The sequence below is a fragment of the Cellvibrio fibrivorans genome, assembly GCF_031457055.1.
GTDB lineage: Bacteria > Pseudomonadota > Gammaproteobacteria > Pseudomonadales > Cellvibrionaceae > Cellvibrio > Cellvibrio fibrivorans.
The window spans coordinates 560,339-585,613 of record NZ_JAVDVX010000001.1 but is presented as its reverse complement, the minus strand read 5'-3'; the positions used below and the strand labels follow the sequence as shown (position 1 = coordinate 585,613).

Annotated in this window: 21 protein-coding genes; 10 read left to right on the top strand and 11 right to left on the bottom strand. The window is 48.8% G+C overall.

Features of this window, described 5'->3' with window-relative positions; translation table 11 throughout:
* Positions 1-21 precede the first annotated feature (21 nt).
* Positions 22-1,506, top strand: a complete 1,485-nt coding sequence (locus J2X05_RS02485) for a tryptophan halogenase family protein (protein WP_310068193.1) — start codon at positions 22-24, stop codon at positions 1,504-1,506.
* 74 nt (positions 1,507-1,580) lie between these two features.
* Here the strand turns inward: J2X05_RS02485 and J2X05_RS02480 are convergent, their stop codons facing one another.
* A complete protein-coding gene (locus tag J2X05_RS02480; RefSeq protein WP_310068190.1) occupies positions 1,581-2,042 on the bottom strand; it encodes a hypothetical protein in 462 nt (153 codons plus the stop codon).
* 153 nt (positions 2,043-2,195) lie between these two features.
* Positions 2,196-2,873 carry a hypothetical protein gene (locus tag J2X05_RS02475; protein WP_310068189.1) on the bottom strand — a complete coding sequence of 226 codons (678 nt, stop codon included), beginning with the start codon at positions 2,871-2,873 and terminating at the stop codon, positions 2,196-2,198.
* A gap of 658 nt (positions 2,874-3,531) precedes the next feature.
* Here J2X05_RS02475 and J2X05_RS02470 point away from each other — a divergent pair.
* Positions 3,532-6,087 carry a glycoside hydrolase family 3 protein gene (locus tag J2X05_RS02470; RefSeq protein WP_310068188.1) on the top strand — a complete coding sequence of 852 codons (2,556 nt, stop codon included), beginning with the start codon at positions 3,532-3,534 and terminating at the stop codon, positions 6,085-6,087.
* Between the two features lie 160 nt (positions 6,088-6,247).
* A complete protein-coding gene (locus J2X05_RS02465) occupies positions 6,248-8,395 on the top strand; it encodes a family 16 glycosylhydrolase (protein WP_310068186.1) in 2,148 nt (715 codons plus the stop codon).
* Positions 8,396-8,509: 114 nt separating this feature from the next.
* Here J2X05_RS02465 and J2X05_RS02460 read toward each other — a convergent pair whose 3' ends face one another.
* Positions 8,510-9,655, bottom strand: coding sequence for a GNAT family N-acetyltransferase (locus J2X05_RS02460; protein ID WP_310068184.1), 1,146 nt, complete (start codon positions 9,653-9,655; stop codon positions 8,510-8,512).
* 178 nt (positions 9,656-9,833) lie between these two features.
* Between J2X05_RS02460 and J2X05_RS02455 the strand changes: the two genes are divergently transcribed.
* The 3 genes from J2X05_RS02455 to J2X05_RS02445 all read left to right on the top strand — a co-directional run bounded on the left by J2X05_RS02455 (position 9,834) and on the right by J2X05_RS02445 (position 12,886).
* Positions 9,834-10,487, top strand: a complete 654-nt coding sequence (locus J2X05_RS02455) for an exopolysaccharide biosynthesis protein (protein ID WP_310068181.1) — start codon at positions 9,834-9,836, stop codon at positions 10,485-10,487.
* A 21-nt stretch (positions 10,488-10,508) separates the two neighbouring features.
* Positions 10,509-12,074, top strand: coding sequence for a TerC family protein (locus J2X05_RS02450; protein WP_310068178.1), 1,566 nt, complete (start codon positions 10,509-10,511; stop codon positions 12,072-12,074).
* Between the two features lie 248 nt (positions 12,075-12,322).
* Positions 12,323-12,886: a hypothetical protein gene (locus J2X05_RS02445; RefSeq protein WP_310068176.1), complete on the top strand. Its 564-nt coding sequence runs from the start codon at positions 12,323-12,325 to the stop codon at positions 12,884-12,886.
* Positions 12,887-12,963: 77 nt separating this feature from the next.
* Here the strand turns inward: J2X05_RS02445 and J2X05_RS02440 are convergent, their stop codons facing one another.
* Positions 12,964-14,874 (bottom strand): ATP-binding cassette domain-containing protein, encoded by a 1,911-nt coding sequence (locus J2X05_RS02440; protein ID WP_310068174.1) that lies wholly within the window; start codon positions 14,872-14,874, stop codon positions 12,964-12,966.
* A 50-nt stretch (positions 14,875-14,924) separates the two neighbouring features.
* On the opposite strand from J2X05_RS02440, the gene J2X05_RS02435 reads away from it, so the two are divergent.
* A complete protein-coding gene (locus tag J2X05_RS02435) occupies positions 14,925-15,425 on the top strand; it encodes a TIGR02444 family protein (protein ID WP_310068171.1) in 501 nt (166 codons plus the stop codon).
* A gap of 7 nt (positions 15,426-15,432) precedes the next feature.
* Here J2X05_RS02435 and J2X05_RS02430 read toward each other — a convergent pair whose 3' ends face one another.
* Both J2X05_RS02430 and J2X05_RS02425 read right to left on the bottom strand, forming a co-directional pair.
* Positions 15,433-15,663 carry a DUF2789 domain-containing protein gene (locus tag J2X05_RS02430; protein ID WP_310068169.1) on the bottom strand — a complete coding sequence of 77 codons (231 nt, stop codon included), beginning with the start codon at positions 15,661-15,663 and terminating at the stop codon, positions 15,433-15,435.
* A gap of 129 nt (positions 15,664-15,792) precedes the next feature.
* Positions 15,793-16,644 (bottom strand): hypothetical protein, encoded by an 852-nt coding sequence (locus J2X05_RS02425; RefSeq protein ID WP_310068166.1) that lies wholly within the window; start codon positions 16,642-16,644, stop codon positions 15,793-15,795.
* Positions 16,645-17,083: 439 nt separating this feature from the next.
* On the opposite strand from J2X05_RS02425, the gene bamJ reads away from it, so the two are divergent.
* Positions 17,084-17,827 carry a BamJ family beta-barrel-assembly machinery protein gene (gene bamJ / locus J2X05_RS02420; RefSeq protein WP_310068163.1) on the top strand — a complete coding sequence of 248 codons (744 nt, stop codon included), beginning with the start codon at positions 17,084-17,086 and terminating at the stop codon, positions 17,825-17,827.
* An 81-nt stretch (positions 17,828-17,908) separates the two neighbouring features.
* Here bamJ and rsd read toward each other — a convergent pair whose 3' ends face one another.
* Positions 17,909-18,373, bottom strand: a complete 465-nt coding sequence (gene rsd / locus J2X05_RS02415) for a sigma D regulator (RefSeq protein WP_310068160.1) — start codon at positions 18,371-18,373, stop codon at positions 17,909-17,911.
* Between the two features lie 134 nt (positions 18,374-18,507).
* Entirely contained in the window at positions 18,508-19,005 is a 498-nt protein-coding gene (locus tag J2X05_RS02410; protein ID WP_310068157.1) for a disulfide bond formation protein B, read from the bottom strand.
* A 239-nt stretch (positions 19,006-19,244) separates the two neighbouring features.
* Here J2X05_RS02410 and J2X05_RS02405 point away from each other — a divergent pair, with 239 nt between their 5' ends.
* On the top strand, positions 19,245-19,814 hold the full coding sequence (locus tag J2X05_RS02405) for a flagellar basal body-associated FliL family protein (RefSeq protein WP_310068154.1): 570 nt from the start codon (positions 19,245-19,247) through the stop codon (positions 19,812-19,814).
* 64 nt (positions 19,815-19,878) lie between these two features.
* Here J2X05_RS02405 and gshA read toward each other — a convergent pair whose 3' ends face one another.
* The 3 genes from gshA to J2X05_RS02390 form a co-directional block, all read right to left on the bottom strand.
* Positions 19,879-21,507, bottom strand: coding sequence for a glutamate--cysteine ligase (gene gshA, locus J2X05_RS02400; RefSeq protein WP_310068152.1), 1,629 nt, complete (start codon positions 21,505-21,507; stop codon positions 19,879-19,881).
* Positions 21,508-21,587: 80 nt separating this feature from the next.
* Entirely contained in the window at positions 21,588-21,920 is a 333-nt protein-coding gene (locus tag J2X05_RS02395; RefSeq protein ID WP_310068149.1) for a hypothetical protein, read from the bottom strand.
* A gap of 98 nt (positions 21,921-22,018) precedes the next feature.
* Complete coding sequence (locus J2X05_RS02390) at positions 22,019-23,020, bottom strand: LacI family DNA-binding transcriptional regulator (RefSeq protein ID WP_310068147.1); 1,002 nt, start codon at positions 23,018-23,020, stop codon at positions 22,019-22,021.
* A gap of 320 nt (positions 23,021-23,340) precedes the next feature.
* Between J2X05_RS02390 and J2X05_RS02385 the strand changes: the two genes are divergently transcribed.
* The gene (locus J2X05_RS02385) at positions 23,341-25,212 is read left to right on the top strand and encodes a sodium:solute symporter family protein (RefSeq protein ID WP_310068145.1); all 1,872 of its coding nucleotides are present in this window, start codon (positions 23,341-23,343) and stop codon (positions 25,210-25,212) included.
* Positions 25,213-25,275 lie beyond the last annotated feature (63 nt).

Genomic DNA, 25,275 nt, shown 5'->3' with positions numbered 1-25,275 from the left:
TTTTTTACTCCGGGCAATTCCATGAAAAATAATCAAAGAATCATCATTGTCGGCGGCGGATCGGCAGGTTGGATGGCTGCTGCGGCTTTATCGAATGCCTTTGGCACCACCAAAAAAATTATCCTGATCGAATCGGATGCTATTGGCACTGTGGGTGTCGGTGAAGCCACTATCCCGGCGGTAAAATCCTTTAACAAATTGTTAGGCATAGATGAAGCTGAATTTATGCGCAATACCCAAGGCACGTTCAAATTGGGAATTCAATTTGAAAACTGGGGCGCACAAGGCGATGTCTATATGCATCCCTTTGGTTTGGTAGGCAAAGATTCGTGGATGGCCAACTTCCAACATTTTTGGCTTAAAGCCAACCGCATGGGGGTGGCAAAAAGTTATTTTGATTATTCCCTCAATATTCGCACTGCCAATAGCGATAAATTTTTTATAGATCCTAATTCCGGTGTGGACTACGCCTATCATTTTGATGCTGGGCTCTACGCTGCCTATTTGCGTAAATACAGCGAAGTGCGCGGTGTTGTGCGCATTGAAGGTTTGATCGACACAGTACAAACCCATACCGACAACGGCTTTATCCAGTCAGTCACCTTAAACTCGGGTCAAACAATTGAAGGCGATATTTTTGTTGATTGCTCCGGGTTCCGTGCGCTGCTGATTGAACACACCTTGCATACCGGTTTTGAAGACTGGTCGCATTGGCTCCCTTGCGATAGAGCCGTTGCTGTGCAAACCGAATCAGTTAGTGAGCCAATTCCTTATACGCGTTCAATTGCCCATCAAAGTGGTTGGCAGTGGCGTATTCCGTTACAGCATCGCGTAGGCAATGGGTTGGTATATTGCAGCCGGTATCTTAACGATGAAGATGCAAAAAAATTATTGTTGGGAAATCTGGACGGTGCAACAAGGACTGAGCCGCGCTTGATTAAATTCAGAACCGGCCGCGCCATAAAACAGTGGAATAAAAACTGTATTGCAATAGGCCTGTCGAGTGGTTTTTTAGAGCCGCTGGAATCTACCAGCTTACATCTTATCCAAACGGGTATTGTGCGCCTGATTAGAATGTTTCCCGGCGACGATATCAACCAATCAGAAGTGGAGGAGTACAACCGTCAATCGCAATTTGAATACGAGCGCATCCGCGATTTTATTATTTTGCATTACCACGTCACCCAGCGCACCGACAGTCCCTTCTGGAATTACTGCCGCACTATGTCTATTCCGGATACGCTCGCGCGCAAAGTCCAGGTCTACAAAAATACCACCAGCGTATTTAAAGAGCAGGATGAATTATTCCACGAAGGTTCTTGGCAGCAGGTGATGTTGGGGCAGGGAATAACACCGCGTAGCTACCATCCGGTGGTGGATAAATTATCCGATGATGAATTGGTGCGCTTACTGAAGAGTATCGAAAAGGAACACGACCAATATTTGGCACGTTTTCCCAGTCACCAGCAATTCATTGATCATTATTGCAAAGCATTGGCGCCATGAGTTGCCAGTGATAATCCGGGTGATTATTCACCACCCGGATTTACCTGTTTCAATCGTGCGTTAACAAGAGCGTATTAGAGGCAGGTATATTTTAACGGCGGAAAAGAATAGTTTGCTTGAGGTTGTACGCTGTAAGGGCAACCTGTACCACAGAATGCAGCAACGTTGAACGCTGGAGTTCCTGGGCCGGGCTGATAAATGGTGCTTGCACCAGTGTTGCAACTGGTTGGTGATACAGGTACCACTTTAAGAATTTGGGCGCTGTCGCACGAGCCGCTCCAGGTATAGCCCGATGCAACCCATTGAATGCTACAGGTGGCAGGGGAATAGGCACTATAGCGTTGCTCGCGTGTTGCGAGTGAAACACCATTTAATTTACAAGCCATGGTGATAATAGCGCTACTAGGACCGGATTGTTGACTGACGAGTGTCCAGCTACAGCCTGAAGGTACAGTGGTAGTTTGTGCGCTTGCACTAACTGCCACGCTACTGAGAATGGCAAAGCCAAGACTTGCGATTATGTTTGAAAATCTCATAAAAACTCCTATTAATTTTAAGGTTATTGTCCAAGTGAATTCGCACTGGGCTCCTGCCTTGTGTTCACGGTGACGGCTGTTAGCATCACTGCTGATATTTCAGCGAATTAGAAATCCTGTCTAATTTTTTGATCTTAATTGGTTCCGATGGATTCAATTAAAATCAAAACTGGTTTCATCTTTCCCTATATAGAGTTTGGTGATGCCCTGTTGCTCGTCGGTGGCTGCAATAATCATTGGATATTTATTTTTTTGGCGCAGTACCGACGCCATTTTTTCAGCCAGTTGATTAGCTTGATCAAGGTCAGTAACGCTGACGGTGATTACACACTGTTGCGTGCGGCATTGTGTTTCGCGCAGTGCCAAACCAGACAATTCCGGGTTTTGGCTAAATAACGAAAAATATTCCTGTTCTTCCGCTGCTGCCCAAACGGGATCGATTGCTTCTGCGTCAAAACGGCGCTGCATTTCTTTATTCAAATCAACATTGCCATTTTCTTTAAGGGTGTCTTCCAGCCATTTGCTGAAACGTTCTGATTTGCGCAGCACGTATTCGTCTACTTTGCTGTTTTCTGGCAAAGATTGACTGCTATTTGCCCGCTGTTGATGCCGCGCTGTGTCTGCAATGGGATTGGTGGGTGCTGATGTGCGAGAGTTCTGCTGCTTAAGCTGAGCGCTTAACTGCATGTTCTCTTGCTGGAGTTGTGCAATTTTTTCATCTGTCAGCGTGGCCTTCTGCTGGGATGGAATATCAACTTGGCAATAATTATTGTTGTACTGGTTTACCAGAGCCGCACCTGCGATGGCAGATGCAATAGCAATTAAGGTCATTTTCAGCGCTTGTGGCATATGCCGTTATCTCCTTAGCAATGCATATTGAGTTGGATCTAAATAGGTGCTTCATATCCTTCGGCCGAACTCTATCAAAAACAAAATGCGTAAGTTGTCCCACTTTGGGCAGATATTAAAACTGGGTTGCTACACAGAATGGAGACGGTGTTTGATCGCATGTTTAATAGGTTGAAGATGGTATTTTTTGATAGGCGTTCGACTGGATGTTTGCGATGGTTTTTAAACGAACGCGAGCAGCGATAAGCGCATGTGTAAAAGTGATGCGCCCCATGTTGAGCTGCGAGCAAAAGTGGGACGACAGTCTTTGTCATCTGGTGCCACTATGTATTCACAAAATCTTGTGCAGTGCCCGTGGTTGAGCCGCATGAGAGTTGTTGCTGGTGTGTTTTTTCTCATTAGCAGATGAACCCCTGGGTGATGTCAGGTCCCCATGGGTGTTAGCAAGTTTAGTTAGGTAGACAATGCCAACCCTAGCTATTTTTGTTAATTCTCCTTGTTTAGCCTCCGCGTTCTTCCTCTCAGTAGAAAGCGGGGGCTTTTTTACTTCAGGGTTCATTATTGTTTTTCAATCAACCTCTGCTACTGGCTCAGACAACAACAATATGCTTACAACAACATTTTTTTGGCGAGGTAATTTATGCCTGATTTTTATAAGCCGGGTACTTTTGCGGCCTGCAGTTTAGTGGTGCTAGCCGCATTGAGCGGTTGCGATCAAAAATCTAACGAGGCAACGGTTGCTGATACTGTGGTCACACCAGCAATGGCGACTGAACAATCGCTTTGGCCTCGTGTGCAAAGTGCGGTTAAAAAAGATCCGGCAATAGAGGCAAAAATTACCGAGCTGTTAGGCAAGCTCAGCCTTGAACAAAAAGTAGGGCAATTGATTCAGCCCGAGTTACGTTTGGTAACGCCTGCTGATGTGACTGAATATTCACTGGGTTCCATTTTGAATGGCGGCGGGTCGTTTCCGGGAGAGAACAAACACGCCAAAGTGGAAGATTGGATTGCCTTGGCCGATGCATTTTATAACGCATCCATGAGCACTGAAGGTGGCCGTGTACCAGTGCCAGTGATGTGGGGAACCGATGCAGTGCACGGCCACAACAATATTATCGGTGCAACCCTGTTCCCGCATAACATCGCTCTGGGTGCAACGCGCAATCCTGAATTGATCAAACAAATCGGTGCCGCGACGGCGGCAGAAATTGCAGTGACGGGAATCGACTGGAGTTTTGCGCCAACACTGGCAGTAGTGCGCGATGATCGCTGGGGCCGCACCTATGAATCCTATTCCGAAGATCCTGCGGTCGTAAAATCCTACGGCGGAAAAATGGTGGAAGGTTTGCAAGGTGTTGCCGGTGCGGATTTGTTGAGTGAGCGCCATGTGATCGCCACTGCAAAACACTTTCTTGCTGACGGCGGTACTGAAGGTGGTCAGGATCGTGGAGACGCCAAGATCAGCGAAGAAGAATTAGTAAAAATTCACAATGCCGGTTATGAAACTGCATTGGCGGCGGGCGCACAAACGGTGATGGCATCGTTCAGCAGTTGGCAAGATGTGAAAATGCACGGCAACAAATATTTACTTACCGACCAACTAAAAAACCAAATGGGTTTTGATGGTTTAGTAGTAGGCGATTGGAATGGCCATGCATTTGTCTCCGGTTGTACGCCAGTAAGCTGCCCGCAAGCGATCAATGCCGGGCTGGATATTTTTATGGCGCCGGATGCGAACTGGAAAGAGCTGTATCACAACACGCTGGCGCAAGTAAAAAGTGGCGAAATTTCGCAGGCGCGTCTGGACGATGCTGTGTCACGTATTTTGCGCGTGAAATTGCGTGCGGGTTTATTTGAAAAAGGTGCGCCATCAACACGTGAGCTTGCCGGTAAGCGCGAAGTAATTGGTTCGCCAGAGCATCGCGCGGTTGCGCGTCAAGCGGTACGCGAATCGGTTGTGTTGCTGAAAAACAACGCGCAGACATTGCCGGCAAAAGCGAGCAGTAAAATTTTGGTGGCGGGAGATGGCGCTGACAATATCGGTAAACAATCCGGCGGTTGGAGTATTACCTGGCAGGGCACTGGTAATGTGAATGCCGATTTCCCCGGCGGCACGTCTATTTATCAAGGTATTGCCGATGCAGCAAAAGCCGCTGGAGGTTCAGCAGTGCTAAGTGTTGATGGCAGCTACAGCGAAAAACCCGATGTTGCCTTCGTGGTATTTGGTGAAGACCCTTACGCGGAAATGCAAGGCGATGTAGGTGCGTTGATTTATAAAAATGAAGCCAGCCTTGCACTGCTAAAAAAATTAAAAGCCGATGGCATTAAAGTGGTTTCACTGTTCATCACTGGTCGTCCGCTCTGGGCCAACAATTTTATCAATGCGTCTGATGCATTTGCGGTGGTTTGGTTGCCGGGATCAGAAGGTGTTGGTATCGCTGACGTGGTGCTGACCAAAGCTGATGGTTCAATAAACTTTGATGTAAAAGGCAAATTGCCTTTCTCCTGGCCAGCATCGCCTGCGCAATCGCCATTGAATGTCGGTGATGCCGATTACAAACCGCAATTTGCCTACGACTTTGGTTTGACTTACAGCGACAAAATCGAAACCGGTTTGCTGGACGAAACCGCTGCACAGGTTGTTGCTGCCAATGCGCCGGACACAGCGTCGATTTTTAATCAGCGCGTGATGAATCCCTGGACGCTGGTATTGCTCGATCATATGAACAATATGTTGCCGGTGACCACCAGCCGCGGTGAGTTGGGTGCAGTCGTTGTTTCATCGGAAGACAAGCAAGTACAGGAAGACAGCCGCCGTTTGCAATTCAACGGCACTGCCAAAGCAACCGTATCGCTTGGCTCCACTACCCGCACTGATTTTTCTGCTTATGCGCAGAGCAAGGGCGCACTGGTATTTGATGTGAAAGTGAATGCAAAACCGGGCACTGCAGTGAACCTGGGTATGTATTGTGGCAGTGATTGTGTTGGTGAAATTCCGGTGACTGAACAATTGAACGCTGCTGCAGTCGGAGAATGGACGAGCGTCAGTATTGCGCTGGAATGCTTCGCGAAAAAACGTGTGAAGATGGATATGGTTTTGGCGCCATTTATGTTGAGCACGGCGGGCACCTTGGATGTGTCCATTTACAACGTGCGCATCGAAAAAAATGCAACGGCACCTGCCTGCGCAGAATAATGTGTGATGTGTTAAACCCCTGGTGCGATAGCTATCGCACCAGATGTTCGTAATAAAAACTACAGCTCTTTGTATCTTCTGTTTCACCCGGAGGTATCCGGTTTTTTATCGATACGGCAACAAAATCCAGGTTTTTTACACAATAACAATAGAGGTAATTATGAAAAATCACGAGTTAGACTTTAAGCCATTATTAACAAATGTCTGCTTGGGTATCGCACTGGCCAGTTTGATTGGCTGCGGTGGCTCTGGCGGGTCGAGCAATAACAAATCCAGTGCAGCGGCATCCTCCGTAGCCCCCGCATCATCAACCCCGGCTTCTTCGATGCCTGCATCGTCCTCTGCCGCCAGTTCATCCGCACCCGAGTGGAAACTTGTGTGGAGCGATGAGTTTGATGGTGCAACTATTGATACCAGCAAATGGAATTTCGAAAAAAATTGCTGGGGTGGCGGCAACAATGAACAACAGTGTTACACCGATCGCCCGGTCAACGCATTTGTTGCTGACGGTGCATTAAACATTGTGGCGCAGCGCGAAGATTTTACCGGTTCGGATTCGCCGGAAGGTGAAAGTCCAACAACTAAAACCTTGCCTTACACTTCCGCACGCCTGCGCACTAAAAATATTAAGGAGTGGACCTTTGGTCGCTTTGAAATTCGCGCAAAATTGCCCTTCGGACAAGGCACCTGGCCGGCGATTTGGATGCTGCCAACCAATTCACCTTACGGAACCTGGGCGTCCAGCGGTGAAATTGACATTATGGAAGCGGTGAATTTAAAAGTAGTGACCAATGGCAGCGAACCCGAAGCCGCTGTTCACGGTACGTTACATTTTGGCCGCAACTGGCCAGGCAATGTGAACTCTGGTGCAGATTATAAATTGCCCAACAATGCCAACCCTGCGGATGATTTCCATGAATATGCCGTGGAGTGGGAAGAGGGCGAAATTCGTTGGTATGTTGACGACGTACATTTTGCTACACAGCGCGACACTGGCTGGTACAGTCAATATATGCAAGACGGTACTTTGAAAGATGCACCTGTGGGCGCTCCCTTTGATCGCTTCTCTAAATACCATATGTTGTTGAACCTCGCAGTCGGTGGAAACTGGGCTGGCAACGTTAACAATAAAGGCGTCGATGAATCCGTGTTCCCGCAAAAATTGTTAGTGGATTATGTGCGCGTGTATGAGTGCAGCGCTTCACCAACAACGGGTAAAGGTTGCGCAACAATTGGTGCAAACGCAGAATTAGTTGCTGGCCATCAGCGCCCGGTCATTGGTCAGGTTGAATTACCCGGACCACCACTTTTTGTAATGTACGACAATAGCCTGGCGAGTGTGCTGCAATTTGATTCCTACAATCCTGACGGCAAAATCAGTCACTCCCAATTAGAGGAAGCTGGCCGTGGCAACGTATGGAATGTGGTAAAAACTGGCGCAAACGGTAATGCCTATTTCAAAATAAAAGGTGACCCCGCCGATATGCGTAACTGGGCAACCGATAGTGAATTAGTGTTTGATGTAAAAGTTAACAGCAAAGCCGAAGGTGCAAAATTACTGGTAAAAATTGATAGTGGATGGCCGAATGTGAGCGATGTCAGTGTGCCCTTGGCTGCTGATGGTGAGTGGAAAGAATATCGCATCACTCTCGCCGATTTGCTCGACAATGGCAATTCACTTGCCGGTGGACAAGCAACACTGGCATCAGTAGTAAATAGCTTTGTGGTTGATCCTTCGGCGGAAATGAATGTGTCTTTTGACAATATTCGCATTGAAGGTGAAGAAGCTGATGGCGGTGTGACTGAGTTTGCCCCCTTGCCCTTGTTTAACATGTACAACGACAACATTGCTGCTGGCTTGCAAGTACAAAGTTATAACCCTGCGGGTCATATTACCTCGTCCGAAAAAGCAGAAGCCGGGCGTGGTAATGTATTTAACGTGGTAAAAACAGGTACTGATGGTAATGTGTTTTTCAATGTGATCACTAATCCAGTGAATTTGAGCAAATGGGGAGCTCAGGGCAAACTGAAGTTTGACTTTAAAATCAACAGCAAAGCCGAAGGTACTAAGTTGTTAATCAAAATGGACAGCGGTTGGCCAAATGTGAGTGATGTGAGCATTCCATTACCTGCCGACGGCGTTTGGACAGAATACACTATCGGTGTCGCTGATTTGATCGATAACGGCAACTCGGTTCCCTGCTGCCCTGGTATCGCCAAACTTAATGCGATTACCAATATTTTTGTGGTGGAGCCATCGGGTGCAATTGATGTTTCGTTCGATAATGTACGTTTGCTAGTGGAATAAAAACGGCAGCTATCGTCCTAAAAGGATTGTAGCTCAAGCATAAAAAAGCCGGGTTTTTCCCGGCTTTTTTATGCATAATTGTTTGGCTGAAATATTTTTGCAGTCGTTTTACATTTATTTGAACGGCAGTGAAGTACGCGCTTCATTGGCGTAGGCACGAATGCTAACTGACTCCTGTGCAATAAACTGTTTAATCGCTGGGCGAAAATCGGATGAACCAATCCAGTGGTTGGAATAGGTCAGCACCGGTTCAAAACCGCGGGCAATTTTATGCTCGCCCTGCGCACCGCCGTCAAAACGTGTTAATTGATTAGCGATGGCATAATCAATTCCCTGGTAGTAACAAGTTTCAAAATGCAGGAATTGATACTCTTCAAAACAACCCCAATAACGCCCATAAAGTGTTGTGCCATCACGCACAAACAGCGCAGCTGCAATGATGCTGTGTGATCTATTTTCTGTTGGCTGCAAAGCGTTGATGAGCACTAAGTTGTTACTCATGGTTGCACCCAGCTGCTGAAAAAAATCAGCGCTCAAGTAACCGCTGTGGCCGCTGCGTTTTAAATAAGTATTGCGATAAAGTGCATAAAATACTTCCCAGTCTCGTGCAGTCAAATCAGTTCCATTTTTTACTTCAAACACAAATCCTTGCTCGATAACCTGGCGCCGCTCCTTGATAATGTTTTTGCGTTTGCGCGAATTCATCTGCGCGAGAAAATCTTCAAAGCTTTTATAATCGCGATTAAACCAATGAAACTGGCAGCCTAACCGTTGGGGAATATCCTGCTCACACAGTTTTGTACTGGTTGCGTTGTCCGGAAATAAACAGTGCCAGCTGGAAAAATTCTTCTCAATAGACTCTGTTATTAAGGCTTGTGCCGCAGCATTAATAAGTTCTGTTGTCTGTGTATCGGCTTTGCTTAACAAGCGTGGGCCGACGCAGGGAGTAAAGGGAATGGCGTTGATCCATTTTGGATAATAATCAACGCCATAGCGGCGATAAGCATCCGCCCAGCTCCAATCAAACACATATTCGCCGTAGGAATGGGTTTTTATATAACCGGGCATGGCAGCGAGCAATTGCCCATCAGCATGCATCACCACATGATGCGCTTGCCAGCCGGTTGCGGCACTGGTGCAGCCGCTGTCTTCCAGTGCAGCAAGGAATTCATGACGCACAAAAGGGTAGTCGGGTGGGCAAAGCTGATTCCAATGCGCAGCGCTAATCTGGTGAATTGAATCGATAAAACGAATCTGCACAGTTGTATCCCTTGGTCGTAAGATAGAAAAACAGGCGGTTAGATTAATACCTGCAATACGGTTGTGGGTGATTTTGCGTTGCATATGCGTAAAGTTTCGCAACGGCAAACCCCTCAGCTGGTCATTGTCGCTCTGACTACAGTAGAATCCCGCCATCTTTATAACGTCTGGTTTCTCAATGCCATCGTCTGAACACGACCAAAGGCCAGCTGCTTTGCGTCACTCCAGTGCCAGTTTATCTGCGTTACTCATCGCTTTTGCCGCGAACTTCACCGCTGAGCGGGTGCGGGTGCGCGACATTACCGAATCCCTTGGGCAGCGCTCCTTTGGTTTTATCCTACTGATTTTCGCCTTGCCAAATTCGTTGCCAATTATTGGTATTCCAGGTGTATCGACCATTACCGGCTTGCCGATGCTGTTTATCGCGGTACAAATGGCGCTAGGGCACAAGCGCGTCTACTTGCCGCGCTGGATTGCCGACAGCTCTATCGCCACCGTTGATTTCCAAAAATTGGTCAATAAGGTTGCTCCCTGGCTAAGGCGTATTGAAAAGCTGATGCGCCCACGTATTTCTGTCCTGACACTTGGCAGCGCTGAGCGCTGGCTGGGTGCATTTTGTGTCCTGCTGGCGTTTTTGCTGGTGTTGCCAATTCCCTTAGGGAACTTGCTGCCCGCATTAGGCATTCTGTTTATCGCATTGGGTCTGATCGAAAGCGATGGCGTATGTGTGCTGGTGGGCATTGCGATTGGCATTTCAGCCTGGGTGCTTTTGAGCGGATTGGTGTGGGTGGCAGTCCAGACCGTGCTGGCCATGCTCGATCAAATGGTGTGATGGGGATATATCGTGGAATGGATGGCTGATCCCAGTGCCTGGCTGGGGCTGTTAACCCTGATAGTGTTGGAGATTGTGTTGGGGATCGACAACCTGATCTTCATCGCGATTTTGGCTAATAAGTTACCGCCACACCAGCGAGACAAGGCGCGGGTCATCGGTTTGGGCTTGGCGCTGCTGATGCGCCTATTGCTGCTGGCTGGCATTTCCTGGTTGGTGACACTCACCCAACCGCTGTTCAGCATTTTTGATAAAAGTCTTTCGGGGCGCGACCTGATTCTTTTGCTGGGCGGCATCTTTCTTCTGTTCAAGGCGACGGTTGAAGTGCATGAGCGGCTGGAGGGTAAGATCCACCTGCCGCGCAACACCCGCGTCCATGCCGCTTTCTGGGCGGTAGTGGCCCAGATTATAGTGCTTGATGCGGTCTTCTCCCTCGACGCGGTAATCACGGCGGTTGGTATGGTCGATCATCTGGAAGTCATGATGATTGCGGTGGTGATCGCCATGCTGATCATGATTATCGCCAGCAAGGCATTGACCGATTTTGTTAATCGCCACCCCACCGTGGTTATGCTCTGCCTCGGTTTTTTGCTGATGATCGGCTTTAGTCTGGTGGCAGAGGGCGCGGGCTTTGAAATCCCCAAAGGCTATCTCTACGGCGCTATCGCCTTCTCGGTGCTGATCGAAATATTCAACCAGTTGGCGCGCTCCAATCGCACTCGCCATTTAATCGGCGAACGCCCGCTGCGCGATCGCACCGCCGAAGCTGTGCTGAAATTGTTGGGTGGGCGCAGTGATGCTGATGAAGTCGGCGCTGATATCGCCGGCATGACCGCCGCCCCCCATGATGAAGAGCTGGCATTTGAACACAGCGAGCGCAGCATGATTCGCAGCGTATTGCAGTTGTCGGAGCGCCCGGTTCAATCGCTGATGACACCGCGCCCGGATATCGTGTGGGTCGATGCACAGGCGACACCAGCCGAGCTTCTGGAAATCCTTAAAACCACTCCGCAAACCCGTCTGCTGGTAGCGCGCGATGAGCTTGATAACCTGCTCGGCGTAGTGCAAAGCCGCGATCTGCTCACCGCCGCGCTCAGCAACCAACCGCTTGACCTCGCCAAACTTGCGCTCTCTCCCCTCGCCGTTCCTGAGGGTACCAGCGCGCTTAAGGTGCTGGAGATGCTGCGCCAGGAGCCATTACCCTTGGCAATAGTGATCGATGAATACGGCAGCATCAAAGGGGTGGTGACAACGGGCGACCTGCTCGCTGCCATTGCAGGTGAACTGGCGGATACCCACGATGAACCCCTCGCTAGCGAAACCGAAGGCGGTTGGATACTTGATGGCAGCATATCGCTGGAACAAGTAGAAGAATTGCTGCGCATCAGACTAACGCGCGGCGACGGCGATTATTTTACGCTCGCTGGATTATTGCTTGAACAATTACAACATGTTCCGGTTGCTGGTGAAGCCATCAGGCTCGCGGGCTACGAATTTACTATTAGCCGTATGGAAGGGCGCCGTATTTTGCAAGTCCATGCAATATTGTTGCAAGGTGATCCCGGTATCACGCAAATCGGCTATTAATTTATTGATGAAAATTAATTCATATCATTATGTTGCAGAGATAATCAATTGCCGCTTTTTGTTGGCAATGGCACCTATTTAAGTCCAAGGGTGGAACAGTAAATAATTTAACGTGACCTACCGCACCGTCAAATCGATAACTTCCATCGATAATGCGCGCAGCAAATTCCCCACACAATTGTGTTCAGGATTGATTCATCCACAACAACTAGTATCACCGTGAACGACCTTACTGGAGAGTAAAAATTATGAAAAACACACTGAAAAAAATGAGTTACTTCGTTGCTGCTGCAGGTTTAGCGGGTAGCGTAAGTGTTAATGCAGCACCTGGCATTAGCTACAATTACGCTGCGCTGCAATTTATTGATCAAGATGTTGATGATTACGATTGCAACCAGGATGGTTTGCGCTTGAGCGGCAGCCTTGAATTAAATGATGATTTTTTTGCGATAGGTTCTTACAGTGATGTGAGTGGTGGTCGCTGCGGTTCAGAAGCAATCAGCGCCGGTATTGGATATCACACCCTGTTTGGTGCTGACTCCAGCATGTTCGGCACGCTAAGCGCGGAAAATATTTCCCCGGACTCTGGTGATAGCGATTCAGGTTTGATTGTTGCTGCAGGCTTGCGCGGTTTTCTCAACAACAATGTTGAAGCGAAAGTAGAACTCTCCCACCACACCGCATTTGATGGCAATACAGTTCTCGGCGGTGGAGTTGCTTACTGGTTTGCACCACAATTTTCAGTGACTGCCGATGTTGGCCTGGGTTCAGAAGCCTCAGAAATTGGCATTGGTTTGCGCATGAATTTCTAATGTTGCAGTAGTAATAAAAAAGCCGGAAATTTATTCCGGCTTTTTTATTTTCAGATGATATATATTCGTTGATAAACTTATTGGCTTGCCGCCTCTAATTCTTCGCTGACCATCAGCCAGTTTTCTTCAGTCTCTTCCAGTTGAGCTTGCAGCTTGCCTTGTTCGGCCAATAACTCTTGCAGTTTGGTTTTGTTTTTATCCTCGTAAATACTGCTATCGCCCAATAAAGTTTCGATTTCGGCTAAACGCTTCTGCAGTTTTTCCAGCTGGCTTTCGAGGTTTTTTAATTTGTTGGTGAGTGGTTTCAACTGCGCACGCTGCGCTGCCGACTGTTGGCGCTGGGTTTTTTTATCGACTTTGCTGTCGCTCTCACTGGCAATGGCAGTTTCTTTTTCAGCGGTAGCCGCATTGGTTTTTTGTTGCTGCATCCATTTGTAATAATCTTCCAGATCGCCATCAAACTCACTCACACTACCATCTGCAACCAGCAAAAATTCATTCACTGTATTGCGCAACAAGTGGCGATCATGCGATACCACAATCACCGCGCCTTCAAATTCCTGCAGCGCCATGGTGAGCGCGTGGCGCATTTCCAAATCCAAATGGTTGGTGGGTTCGTCGAGCAATAATACGTTGGGTTTTTCCCATGCGATTATCGCTAATGCCAAACGCGCTTTTTCGCCGCCGGAAAAATGGGTGATGGGTTCAAAGGCGCGGTCGCCGTGGAAATCAAAACTGCCGAGGAAATCTCGGATTTCCTGCTCGCGTGCCTGTGGCGCCAAACGTTGGATGTGTAATGCCGCGGAAGCATTAATATCCAGTGCTTCCAATTGATGTTGCGCAAAGTAGCCGAGCTTAAAATGTTCGCCGTTAGTGCGATCACCAGCTAACAAAGGTAAGGAACCGGCAAGGGTTTTTACCAAGCTCGATTTACCTGCACCGTTGGGGCCGAGCAAGCCTACGCGGGTTTCAGCGCGAATACTCAATTCAACTTTATTTAAAACGACTTTAGTGCCGTAACCAATGTCGGCGCGCGCGATGTGCACCAGCGGCACTGACATTTTATCGTTGCATTTAAAGGTAAACGTAAATGGCGAATCGATATGCGCGGGCGCTATTTTTTCCATGCGCTCCAATTCTTTAATCCGGCTCTGCGCCTGGCGCGCTTTGGTAGCTTGCGCGCGGAAGCGGCGAATATAATTTTCAACGTGGGCAATACGCTCTTGCTGCTTCTCAAAACTCGCCTGTTGCTGTGCGAGTTTTTCGGCGCGTTGGCGTTCAAACGCAGAATAGTTGCCGCTGTAATTATCGAGTTTTTGTTTTTCAATATTCACAATGCGATCGACAATATTGTCGAGAAAATCGCGGTCGTGCGAAATAATAATCAAGGTGCCGGGATAGCGTTTGAGCCACTCTTCCAGCCACAGGGTCGCATCTAAATCCAAATGGTTGGTCGGTTCATCGAGCAGCAATAAATCCGATGGGCACATCAATGCTTGGGCGAGATTTAAACGGATGCGCCAGCCACCGGAAAAATCCGATACTGGGCGTTTATCATCGCCCGGCGCAAAGCCCAAACCATTCAACAACTGCTGCGCGCGCGAGGGTGCGGTGTACGCATGGATATTTTCCATATCGCTATACAGGTGTGCGAGTTGTTCGCCATTGTGTTCCGGATCTTGCAAGGCGGTGGCAATTTCCTGTTCCAGACGGCGCAATTCGCTGTCGCCGTCGAGCACATAATCGAGCGCGCTGCGGCTGGTATGCCCAACCTCTTGCGCCATATGTGCTACACGCCACTGTTTGGGGATATCAAGCGTGCCGGTATCGCTGTGCAGTTTGCCGAGCAACAATTGGAACAAGGTGGATTTGCCAGTGCCATTGGCGCCGATTAAACCGACTTTCTGGCCCGGATAAATAGTGAGGTCGGCGCCATCTAATAAAAATTTGGTGCCGCGCTGAACGGAAGTGTTTTGTAATTGAATCATGGCGCGCATTCTAGCAGACTTGCCCCAAACCTCTGCTAGCGGATTTTGTTATGCCCACTGCGTCACTCGATGATAGATCCAATCTGTGGGATTTTTCCCTGCGCCAGTATGCCCGCGCCGGTGTGGCGGATGCGTGCCTGCGCCTGCAAGATGAGCATGGGGTAAATGTGAATGTATTGTTATGGTGCCTCTGGCTGGAACAGCGAGGATTAACTCTGGATGCAGCGCGTCTGCGCAACGCGCAGAAGCGTATCCACGCATGGGACGAGCACTATGTTGTACCGCTGCGACAATTGCGGCGGCGGATGAAAACAGAATTTGGTGGTGCGGATCCGGATATCGAACAAGTGCGCAGCCAAATTAAACAGGCGGAATCGCTCGCGGAAAAACAATTGCAGTCGCTATTGCAAGGATTGGCGCACACTTGGGAGAATCCAGGCACAGCCAATACGTATCTATCGACTGCTGGTGAAAATCTGCGCTTTTACTTACGGCAACTTAATGTTGCTGATACAGCGATTTCGGAATTGCTGGCATTGCTCGGTAAATAGTACTGACTCAGTGGCGCAAGAGCGCATCCAACTGGTCGACAATTTCACACCAGTCGGAATCCTGTTGCAGGCTATCTTTAATAAATTGGCGTTGCGATTGGGTCCAAAAATCGGCGGCTTGCAGCTTAATATCCTCAGGTAAATGATGATGTTTGATGAAGCGCGCGATGGCCAGATTGCTGGATTCCAAACCTAATTGTTCAAACAGTTGCGGCATTGTGATAGCGGATGTGTGCATGACGAAGCTCTCCTGATTATCCTGCTTGAGTATGACCGAGATTTTGTGCGTAGGTTTGAATCTTTTGTTATTAAAAAAGGGCGCCGTTGGCGCCCTTTTTTATGTAACCCGACGTGATTCAGCTGGCACTTAATTTAATGAACCTTGGTCATCATCGAAGGGCAGTGTGGCAGTCGAAGGTGATTCGATGCTCGCCGCGACTGCCGGTGTTTCAACAGCAGATGGCTCGGTAACCACAACTGGTGCTTCAACTGCTGGGGCAGCAGGTGCCTCAACAACAGCAGTTGGTGCAGGTGCAGCAGTTTCAGTGGTGCTTTCTATTTTTTTGGCTGGCGCTTTTTTAACAGGGGCTTTTTTTGCGACAGGTTTTTTAGCGGCTGCAACTTTTGGAGCTGGCTGTTCGGCAGCAACTGCAGCGTGGGCAGCTTCAGGTGTTGCAGTAGGCTTGATTTTGGTCGCTTTGGCTTTAGTCGCCTTGGTTTTGGTTGCGGCGCTTTTTACTGGCTCTGTTGTTTTTGTTTCGGACTTTTTCGCTACTTTTTTGGTTGCGGTTTTTTCAGCTTTGGGTGCATCAGCATTTGCTGTAGCTGTTTTTGCAGGTTTTCCTTTGGCGGCCTTACCGGCTTTTTTAGCATTGCCTTTGAGCTGTTCTGCAACCGCCTTGGCAATTTCTTTGCTCGCTGCTTGCGCTGCTTTTAAGCTGTCCAGCAATGCTTGTGCGCCAGCAACGACTTTGGCTTGCGTGGCTAAATCTTTTTTCGCCTGGCTCAGGCGCGCTTTGGCAGCGGGCGTTTTGCTTTCTTTTTTCGCCAGGTCAGCCACTTTTTTCTTGGCGCTGACCAGCGCTTTGTTTTCCGCAGCAACTGTTTTTTCTGCAGCAGCAAGTTCTTGCGCGCGCGCTTTATCCAGCGCAGCACCTAGCTTGGCGATTTCTTGTTCCAATTCAGCAATTGAATTTTTTGGAGTTTTGGTGGCGGCCATAAAAAATACCTGTATGAAAAAAGCGTTGAAAACGTCTAATGAGTGGCACAGCAAATTGTTGATGCATTTCGGGCGAATTGTAGCTGCGCCCCACTAAAAAGTGTATGCCTCTATGCGGGGCGATGGGCTTGTACTTTAGCTGGCAATAACCCTGAGCGATAGAGGGTAAAGGACGTGAACTTTGTGAAAAGCAAGCAGTCTGAACCGGTTCTGATGCTAGCGGCTTAAGCGCCCTGGAGGTAAATGGGCTGCAGCACACACTTTGGCTAGCGGTTTAACATGGGTAGGCGCTAAAAACGCGCACATTTGGCTGGAGTTGGTATACCATTGCCGCCTGCTCTGGCGCCGCAGTATAAGGTGTCGGCTAGGACCAAGTGAGCGGCACGCTTGCTTCACACAGACAACGATTACAAATCAATGATTACTAATAAGGTGCATTATGTTTAACAAACGTTTATTGGTTGTTGGCCTGATGGCTGCTACTGCTGGCTTGATGGGCTGCAACAAAAAAGAAGAAGCAAAACCGGTTGATGACAGTGCAAAGCTGGCGACTCTGGAGCAAAAAGCGAACTACATCATTGGTCAAAATTTGGGTAAAAACCTGCAAAATGGTGGCCTGACCATTGAGCCTGACTCATTGTCATTGGCGCTGACTGATATCCGCGATGGCAAACCTTCTCGCATCAGTGAAGAAGATATGCAAAAGATCATGCAGGAAGTTCAGCAAAAAGCCATGGCTAAACAAGAAGAAGAACAAAAGAAACTGAGCGAAACCAATATTGCTGAAGGCAAAAAATTCCTCGAAGAAAACAAGGCTAAAGAAGGTGTAACTACCACTGCAAGCGGCCTGCAATACAAAGTAATCACCGAAGGTAAAGGCGCCAAGCCAAAAGCGACTGACACTGTTACTGTTAACTATGTCGGCAAGCTGATCAACGGTACTGAATTTGATAGCTCTGTTAAAAATGGCCAACCAGCAACCTTCCCGTTGGATGGTGTAATTCCAGGCTGGACTGAAGCCCTGCAATTGATGCCACAAGGCTCCAAGTGGGAAATCGTAATCCCGTCAGAGTTGGCGTACGGCGCTGGCGGTCAAGGCCCAATCCCACCATCATCAACCTTGATTTTTGAAGTTGAATTGTTGGAAATCAAAGCGCCTGAAGCTGCGGCAGAAGCTAAATAAGATTTGACCCGATCTTATGACGATAAAAAAACCCGCTCATGAGCGGGTTTTTTTATGGCAGTAATTTTATGGTTTGACTAATTAGCTAACCAAATCTTTGTGCGATGTGTGCAGCACCGAGATAAGGCGGTCTTCGGTACTAAAACGCACTTCGAGTGCTTCGCCCAAGTGCGACAGGTCGGCCGTGAGCGAGCTGATGTCGTCGGTTTCTAAATACTTATCATTGAAATCCAGCAGTCTTTCGGTGGTGGTATCGATAGTGTCATAGAGTTTGCTGGCTTCTTGCAGGGCTTCTGCGTCATCAAACTCGCGCCCTTCTTTGATCAATTGATCGTAGACTTCAAAGTGGCCAGCGGATACATAGTCCACCAGAATCTGGCAAAAGCTGCGCAATTTCTCACCGCGCTGCAGGTCACTCAAGTCCTGGTCCAAGCCGCTCAGTGCACAGTATTGCACCAGCATTGCCTGACGCTCTTCCAGCCAGCGATCAATAATTTCACTCACACCGCCCCAGCGTTCTTTGGCACTTTTGCAATTTTCTAACATCAGGTAATCCTATGCGTTGTTCGACGCAGTGTGTTTTTAATGAGGCCGCACGCTGGCTTCAGGAAGAGTCAAACACACTGCTGTTGGTTTTGAGTTTGCCACAATAGGCCATCTTCTGCGTGAGGGCAAGACACCTAGACCAGTTTGTCTTGCTTGCGCAGCAGTTGGTATAGGTTCACTGCAGCCAAGCCGATAAAGGCCATAAACGTCCAGGCGGCAAGGCTTAGACCAAGGATTTTATCGACGTGGGCACAGTTGCCATCGCCCTGCAGTAGCAGCTCCAGCGCTTCCATAAACGGGAACACTTCAAACATATAAGCCAAACCGGGTCCACAGGCGGGCACCTGATCGGCAGGTAAACTTTGTAACCATAGTTGGCGACCAGCAAAACAGGCACCAAGGATGGCACTGACAATACCCAATACGGCATAGGTGCGCCGGCCAGTGAGCGCAGGATTATGCAGTGCTGCAGCCAGTGCCAAGAGGCCAGTGAGGACCACGAAACCGCGCTGGGTGATACAAAGTGAACAGGGGATCATCTTCATCACGTGCTCCATATAGGCAGCGGCGAGGATCATTAATGTGCAGGCGATAAAGATAAGAAAATTGGTGTTGCGAAAACTGGGGATCATAATAAATCCTTAAAAAGGGATACTGCTTATTGTTGGGTGTGCGTTTGGTCGATAAGGGGTGCGGCTAATGGTAAGCAATAAGCCTGCACCAGAGCCAGTAGTTTTCTGCTCTCGATTGTGCAATGGCAACGCAAAAGCGCAGCCTGACGCCAGCGGAATAGTCTATGCTTTGGGGCAGTGCGATTATCGCGTCAGTTGGAGCGCAAAGTAGCGCGCAAGTTCAGATGTTTGGAGCGAATATGAAAGTGGCTGTTAAATATTGTGTTGCAATCCTTGGGTGGGTATCGGCGCTGCCGACCTTGGCCAGTGGTGGTGGACCTGCGGTAGCGGAGGGGGTTAATTATATTCCGCTGGAACCTGCGTTAGTGGTGAATTACGGTGGGCCGGGTAAGGCGCGGTTTATCAAGGCGGAATTATCGATTCGCACAGAAACCGGAGAGGATGCCACTGAGGTGATGCATCACTTACCATTAATCCGCGATCGTCTGGTGAGTATCCTTAGCGCGCAAACGGAAGAGGCGATCAGCACCGCTGAAGGTAAGGAATATTTACGCGTGTATGCGTTGGCTGAAATTAATAAAGCGCTCTTGAAAGTGGAAGGGCACGATCCTGACGAGCATGACGCAAAACACAGTGCGGATAAAAAGAAAGATGCCGCTAAAAAAATTGCCAAGCACGATGATGAAAAAGAACCTGAGCATAAAATGGAGGATGCTACAGCATCGGCGGCGCCTTCCCTCGATTCTATCAAGCCAGTCAAAGGCCCTGCGTCTGATTTGTTTTTCAATAATTTTGTCGTGCAGAAATAATGCAGCGAATCATTCGCTCGTTGCGGGCGACTGATTCACTATTTGCTCCGTAATAATGCCTGCCTTAACTTCCGCAACCGGTACAACCGCGATACTGGGCGTAATAGCTTTCCAGATAGGTATCAAAATTCATTTGTTGCTTAGTTTCCAATTCCGTTTGTGTTTGCAGTGACTGAGCGCTCATCTGCGCAAATTCTGTGTAGTCTTTTTCTGCCAATGGCCGCGTTGCAAAATAAGCACGATGCTGTTCAGCCAATGCCAGTGTGTGCGCGTAAAAACTTTGCTGCGCGCTGGTCATATCGCGCAGTACACGCGCTGAAGGCGTCAGCTCGGGATTTTCCAGTTTGGCAAATTGCAGGGTGAGTGACTGACGATAAGCATCGCCACCTTTAGCCTGGTCGAGCAATTCCGCACAGGCAGTGCTGCCCTGCAAAATTTCCTGTGCCCATATGCGCATGGGTACGCTGTTATCGCCGCGCAATAGTTCCAGTGCTGGATCGCGTCCGCTATTGACGATGCGCTTTTGGTTCTCCTGCCCCTGATAAAATTCGCGCTCGTCAGTTGCCGGGCTATCGCTCAATAAACAGTAAAGTAAAAATGCATCCATCACTTCCATCTGCTCGATGGTAATGCCGAGCGGCTCGTACGGATTTAAATCCACACAGCGCACTTCCACGTATTCCACGCCGCGCAAGCGCAATGCTTGCAATGCCGTTTCGCCCCGCTCGGTGGTGCGTTTGGGGCGGATGCTGGAATAAAATTCATTTTCGATTTGCAGCAAACTGCTGTTGAGTTGCTGATAATTTCCCGCGCTATCTTTTACGCCGATTTGCTCGTAAGCTGGATGGCTGTGGGTAATCGCACCGCACAAGGTTTTTAAATAATCGCTGAGGTTGTTGTAATTCACTACCAGGGTTTTTTGCGCATCACTCTGGTAGCCCAAATCGCCCATACGCAGCGATGTTGCATAAGGCAAATACATGGTTTTTTCAGCGGCGGGAAACGGCTGCAATTTGTGCGCGCGATTTTTTACAAAACAGGAACAGACTGCAGGCGATGCGCCAAATAAATAAATCAGCAACCAAAAATTGCGGCGGAAATTGCGGATCAAGCCAAAGTAGCGTTCGGTTTTAAAATCCTGTAGTGATTGCTGGTTGCCGCTCTGTGTTTGCAGCGCGCGCCAAAAATCATCCGGCAAACTAAAGTTGTAGTGGATACCCGCAATGGTTTGCATGGAGCGGCCATAGCGATGCCCCAATCCTACGCGATACACCGTTTTCATCTTGCCGCTGTTGGATGTGCCGTAACGCGCAACCGGAATTTCCGCATCGCTGCCTAGCGTGCAAGGCATACTCGCAGGCCAAAGGCGTTCGCGGTTACTGTCGAGTTGTTGATAGGTGAAGCGATGGATGTTATCCAGTTGCTCGAGCAAATGTTCCACATCAGTGAATGGCTCGGTGATGAATTCGAGCAGCGCTTCGCTGTAGTCAGTGGTGATATGCGGGTGCGTGAGTGCTGAGCCGAGTGCCTGTGGGTGATCGGTCTGCGCCAGTGTGCCTTCCGGTTTAACGCGCAGGCTTTCTTTTTCCAGCCCGCGCAATATTCCCCGCAAGCTGGCATTGTTGGCTGGCTCAGCGAAGGTGGCGAGCAGTTCGTGCGATAGGTGCTGGTCTAAGCCTTGGGATACAGACACTTCAGATTCCTTTAGCTGCAAGAGCAATCGGGTAGGCCGCAGGGGGCGTAAATAACGGGATAGGGATAAGTGGACAAAGTTTAGGTCAAGTCAGCCTGTGGTGCCGAGGATTCATCCGGTGCGCCGGGTGCTGCAGCCTGCTCCAGGGTTTCAAATAAATCTTTACCTGCTTTGGGCAGTGGTTCGGGCATCAATTCCGGGTCGATCACTGGCAAGCCTTTCTCATTGGCGCTGCAACTGAGCACTTTAATGCGCTGCCGGTAGTCTTTGGAGCTGGCTTCAAACATCTGGTTGATGGCCTCATCCTTATGTACGGTTTTGTAGAGCGCAGCCAGATCGCGCCCATCCAGCCAGTTGTTTTGGCGGCCGAGAAAAAGTTTGTCTTGGTTTTGCAGAATAAATAGGTCACTCATAATCCACCCACAGTTGATCAAAAAATGCCAAGCGCTTTTAACAACAAGTTGAAGAATAGTAAGGCGCCGATGTGGGGGTGGCAGCGCCCAACTTCAAGTTATTTCTTACCCGGCGCAGGCCCGGTGCTTTTGCGGATAATAAATTCCGTTGGCAATACACACTCGCGCTGGCTCAGCGGTTCACCCTCAATCACTTTTAGCAGCATATCCATCGCCATTTTTCCCATCTCTTCCGCCGGTTGCGAAATAGTGGTGAGGCTGGGGTCGGAATATTTGGCGTAGGCGATATCGTCAAAACCAGTGACCGACATATCTTCCGGAATGCGGATGCCCTGGTTTTTCAGGGTTTGCATAGCGCCTATCGCCATTTCATCGTTCATCGAGAAAACCGCTGTTGGGCGAACTTTCATATTGCAGAACTGGAAGGCAGCGTTGAGGCCTGACCACATGGTGAAGTCGCCCTCGGCAATCAGATCCTTCTCAAAGGGTATACCCGCGTCTGCCAGAGCTTCTTTGTAACCCTCGAGGCGGTCGATGGCGTGAGGGTTGTCCTTCAGGCCAGAGATCACCCCAATGCGCTTGTGGCCGAGGCTGATCAGGTAATTCACCATAGTTTTGGCGGCGGCGCGGTTGTCGATGCGGATCGCCGGGCCGGTGGTGTATTCGCAGCCGCAGGCGTTGACGCAGGGGATATCGGGCGGAATGTTGTTCTGGCTTTTTTCCGAGCTGGGGCGTAGCTGCACTATACCGTCAGCCAGACGAGTTTCTACACGGCGGATGTACTCCATTTCCCGCTCAGGTGTGCCACGGGTATCGCCCAGCAATACCGCGTAGCCCTTTTGTTGGGCGCGGTCTTCCAGGGCGCGGATAAAAAGGGAATAGAAAGGGTTCGCGATATCGGGAACCAGCACCACTACCGCATAGGCGCGCGCCGAGCGGAAGTTGCGTGCGAGCATATTGGGGCGATAGCCGACTTGCGCGATTGCGTTGTGAACTTTTTCCAGGCTTTCGTCGGAGACTTTTTCGGGGTTGCTCAGGGCTCGTGAAACAGTTGCAACAGATACGCCAGCCAGGCGAGCAACATCGCGAATATTGGACATAAAAACGACCTTTAGGAGCCGATATGGGGGTGAGTTGAGATTGGATTTATTGAAGATTGACTTATTTGCCGGAAAATTTACTACAGCTCGTCAAAAGAGACTAGAAAAATAACATGTAAACGGTTACATTAGTTTGCCATGTCGGTGCTTATGGTCACTCTTGATATATGCTTGGATGATCTGACACTGACGATTGCCGTTTTACCCTGAGTCTCAGCCCCTCTGTTAAACATTATTGTTGATGAGTTGCCGCACGGAAGTAATGGGATCAGATAAGAAAAGCGATCATTCGATCTACATAATAAATTCGGAATCTGTTCATGAATCTTCCACTTCTGGATATAGCCATCATCCTTGCCTATGTCATTGCAACCCTGGTGGTGGGCTTCTGGATTTCCAGTCGCGCGTCAAAAGATATTAAAAGTTATTTTCTCGGTGGCAATAAACTTTCTTGGTGGCAGCTTGGCCTGTCGAATGCGTCCGGCATGTTCGATATTTCCGGCACCATGTGGCTGGTGTATTTATTGTTTGTGTATGGGCTGACCAGCGTGTTTATTCCCTGGTTGTGGCCGGTGTTCAACCAGATTTTCCTGATGGTATTTCTCTCTGCGTGGCTGCGCCGTTCTGGTGTGATGACCGGCGCAGAGTGGATTACTTTCCGCTTTGGCGAGGGACGCGGAGCGCGCCTTTCGCATTTAATTGTGGTGCTGTTTGCGCTAGTCAATGTGATCGGGTTTATCGCCTATGGATTTATCGGTATCGGAAAATTTGCGGCAGTATTTATGCCTTGGCAATTGTCCACCGACTCGCACATGAATGACGTGTTTTACGGTTTGATCATCACTGCGATTACGACGCTCTATGTGGTGAAAGGCGGCATGTTCAGCGTGGTATTCACTGAAGTTTTCCAATTTGTGATTATGACCATTGCCTGCATTGCGGTTGGTGTTATTGCCATGCAGCGCGTCTCACCGGAAATGCTCAATGCCGCCATCCCGGAAGGTTGGACCAGTATTTTCTTCAGTTGGGAATTGAATCTGGATTGGTCAGAAAAACTGGCAGCTGCCAATGACAAAATCGACGCCGATGGTTATGAATTATTTGCCATCTTTTTTATGCTGATGTTGTTTAAAGGTACTTTGCAAAGTTTGGCCGGGCCGCAACCCACTTATGATATGCAGCGAGTGCTCTCCTCAAAATCACCGAAAGATGCTGCCAAAATGAGTGGTTTTGTCACCATCGTTTTAATGTTCCCGCGCTACATGCTGATTGCCGGTTTAACCGTGCTTGCGCTGGGTTTGTTTATGGGCGATTTAAATGCGATGGGCAAAGACGTCGATTTTGAACAGATATTGCCAATGGTATTGGCGGGTGAGATTTTGCCGAGTGGATTATTGGGATTATTAATTGCCGGTTTACTCGCTGCGTTTATGTCTACCTTTGCGGCAACGGTAAACGCAGCGCCCGCTTATGTCGTGAATGATTTATATAAACGCTATATCAATGCGGATGCAGCGCCAAAAACCTATGTGCGCATGAGTTATTTTATTTCGGTGTTGTTTGTAATCCTCGGCGTAGCGATCGGCTTTTTTATCCCCACCTTGAATCAAGTTATTCAATGGTTGGTAAGCGCGCTCTATGGTGGTTACACCGCATCCAATGTCCTCAAATGGTATTGGTGGCGCTTTAATGGGTACGGGTATTTCTGGGGAATGGTCGCTGGTTTTGCCATTGCGTTCCCACTGATTTTTACCGATATATCTCCCATTAATGCATTTCCGTTTATGTTCATTGCCTGTATCGCCGCCTGTGTAATTGGATCGCTGCTGACCAAACCGGATGATATGGACGTGCTGAAAAAGTTTTACACCAAAGTTCGCCCCTGGGGTTTCTGGGCGCCAGTATTGGCCGAAGTGCAAAAAGACTATCCGCAAGTTGGCGCCAACAAAAATTTTGCGCGTGATGCAATCAATGTAGTGGTGGGAATTGTATGGCAAACCTCACTGGTGGCGGCGCCGATTTTCATGGTGATCAAACACTGGCCTGAATTTATTATCGCTATGGTTATTGCGGTTATTACCAGTATTTTCCTCTGGTTTAACTGGTACAAAAAATTGGAAGACTATGCAGCAGATACACCTGCGGTGCTATTGCAAGGCACTAATGACGAACATTTATTAACTAAATCCTGATAGTTATTTTTTGCGCTGCAGATTTTCCTGCAGTGCAAAAAATTTTAACTACCGGTGTAATCG

Coding starts and splice junctions, on each gene's coding strand:
- J2X05_RS02485 (WP_310068193.1), top strand. CDS start 22: ATGAAAAATAATCAAAGAATCATCATTGTCGGCGGCGGATCGGCAGGT.
- J2X05_RS02480 (WP_310068190.1), bottom strand. CDS start 2,042: ATGAGATTTTCAAACATAATCGCAAGTCTTGGCTTTGCCATTCTCAGT.
- J2X05_RS02475 (WP_310068189.1), bottom strand. CDS start 2,873: ATGACCTTAATTGCTATTGCATCTGCCATCGCAGGTGCGGCTCTGGTA.
- J2X05_RS02470 (WP_310068188.1), top strand. CDS start 3,532: ATGCCTGATTTTTATAAGCCGGGTACTTTTGCGGCCTGCAGTTTAGTG.
- J2X05_RS02465 (WP_310068186.1), top strand. CDS start 6,248: ATGAAAAATCACGAGTTAGACTTTAAGCCATTATTAACAAATGTCTGC.
- J2X05_RS02455 (WP_310068181.1), top strand. CDS start 9,834: ATGCCATCGTCTGAACACGACCAAAGGCCAGCTGCTTTGCGTCACTCC.
- J2X05_RS02450 (WP_310068178.1), top strand. CDS start 10,509: ATGGCTGATCCCAGTGCCTGGCTGGGGCTGTTAACCCTGATAGTGTTG.
- J2X05_RS02445 (WP_310068176.1), top strand. CDS start 12,323: ATGAAAAACACACTGAAAAAAATGAGTTACTTCGTTGCTGCTGCAGGT.
- J2X05_RS02440 (WP_310068174.1), bottom strand. CDS start 14,874: ATGATTCAATTACAAAACACTTCCGTTCAGCGCGGCACCAAATTTTTA.
- J2X05_RS02435 (WP_310068171.1), top strand. CDS start 14,925: ATGCCCACTGCGTCACTCGATGATAGATCCAATCTGTGGGATTTTTCC.
- J2X05_RS02430 (WP_310068169.1), bottom strand. CDS start 15,663: ATGCACACATCCGCTATCACAATGCCGCAACTGTTTGAACAATTAGGT.
- J2X05_RS02425 (WP_310068166.1), bottom strand. CDS start 16,644: ATGGCCGCCACCAAAACTCCAAAAAATTCAATTGCTGAATTGGAACAA.
- bamJ (WP_310068163.1), top strand. CDS start 17,084: ATGTTTAACAAACGTTTATTGGTTGTTGGCCTGATGGCTGCTACTGCT.
- rsd (WP_310068160.1), bottom strand. CDS start 18,373: ATGTTAGAAAATTGCAAAAGTGCCAAAGAACGCTGGGGCGGTGTGAGT.
- J2X05_RS02410 (WP_310068157.1), bottom strand. CDS start 19,005: ATGATCCCCAGTTTTCGCAACACCAATTTTCTTATCTTTATCGCCTGC.
- J2X05_RS02405 (WP_310068154.1), top strand. CDS start 19,245: ATGAAAGTGGCTGTTAAATATTGTGTTGCAATCCTTGGGTGGGTATCG.
- J2X05_RS02395 (WP_310068149.1), bottom strand. CDS start 21,920: ATGAGTGACCTATTTATTCTGCAAAACCAAGACAAACTTTTTCTCGGC.
- J2X05_RS02390 (WP_310068147.1), bottom strand. CDS start 23,020: ATGTCCAATATTCGCGATGTTGCTCGCCTGGCTGGCGTATCTGTTGCA.
- J2X05_RS02385 (WP_310068145.1), top strand. CDS start 23,341: ATGAATCTTCCACTTCTGGATATAGCCATCATCCTTGCCTATGTCATT.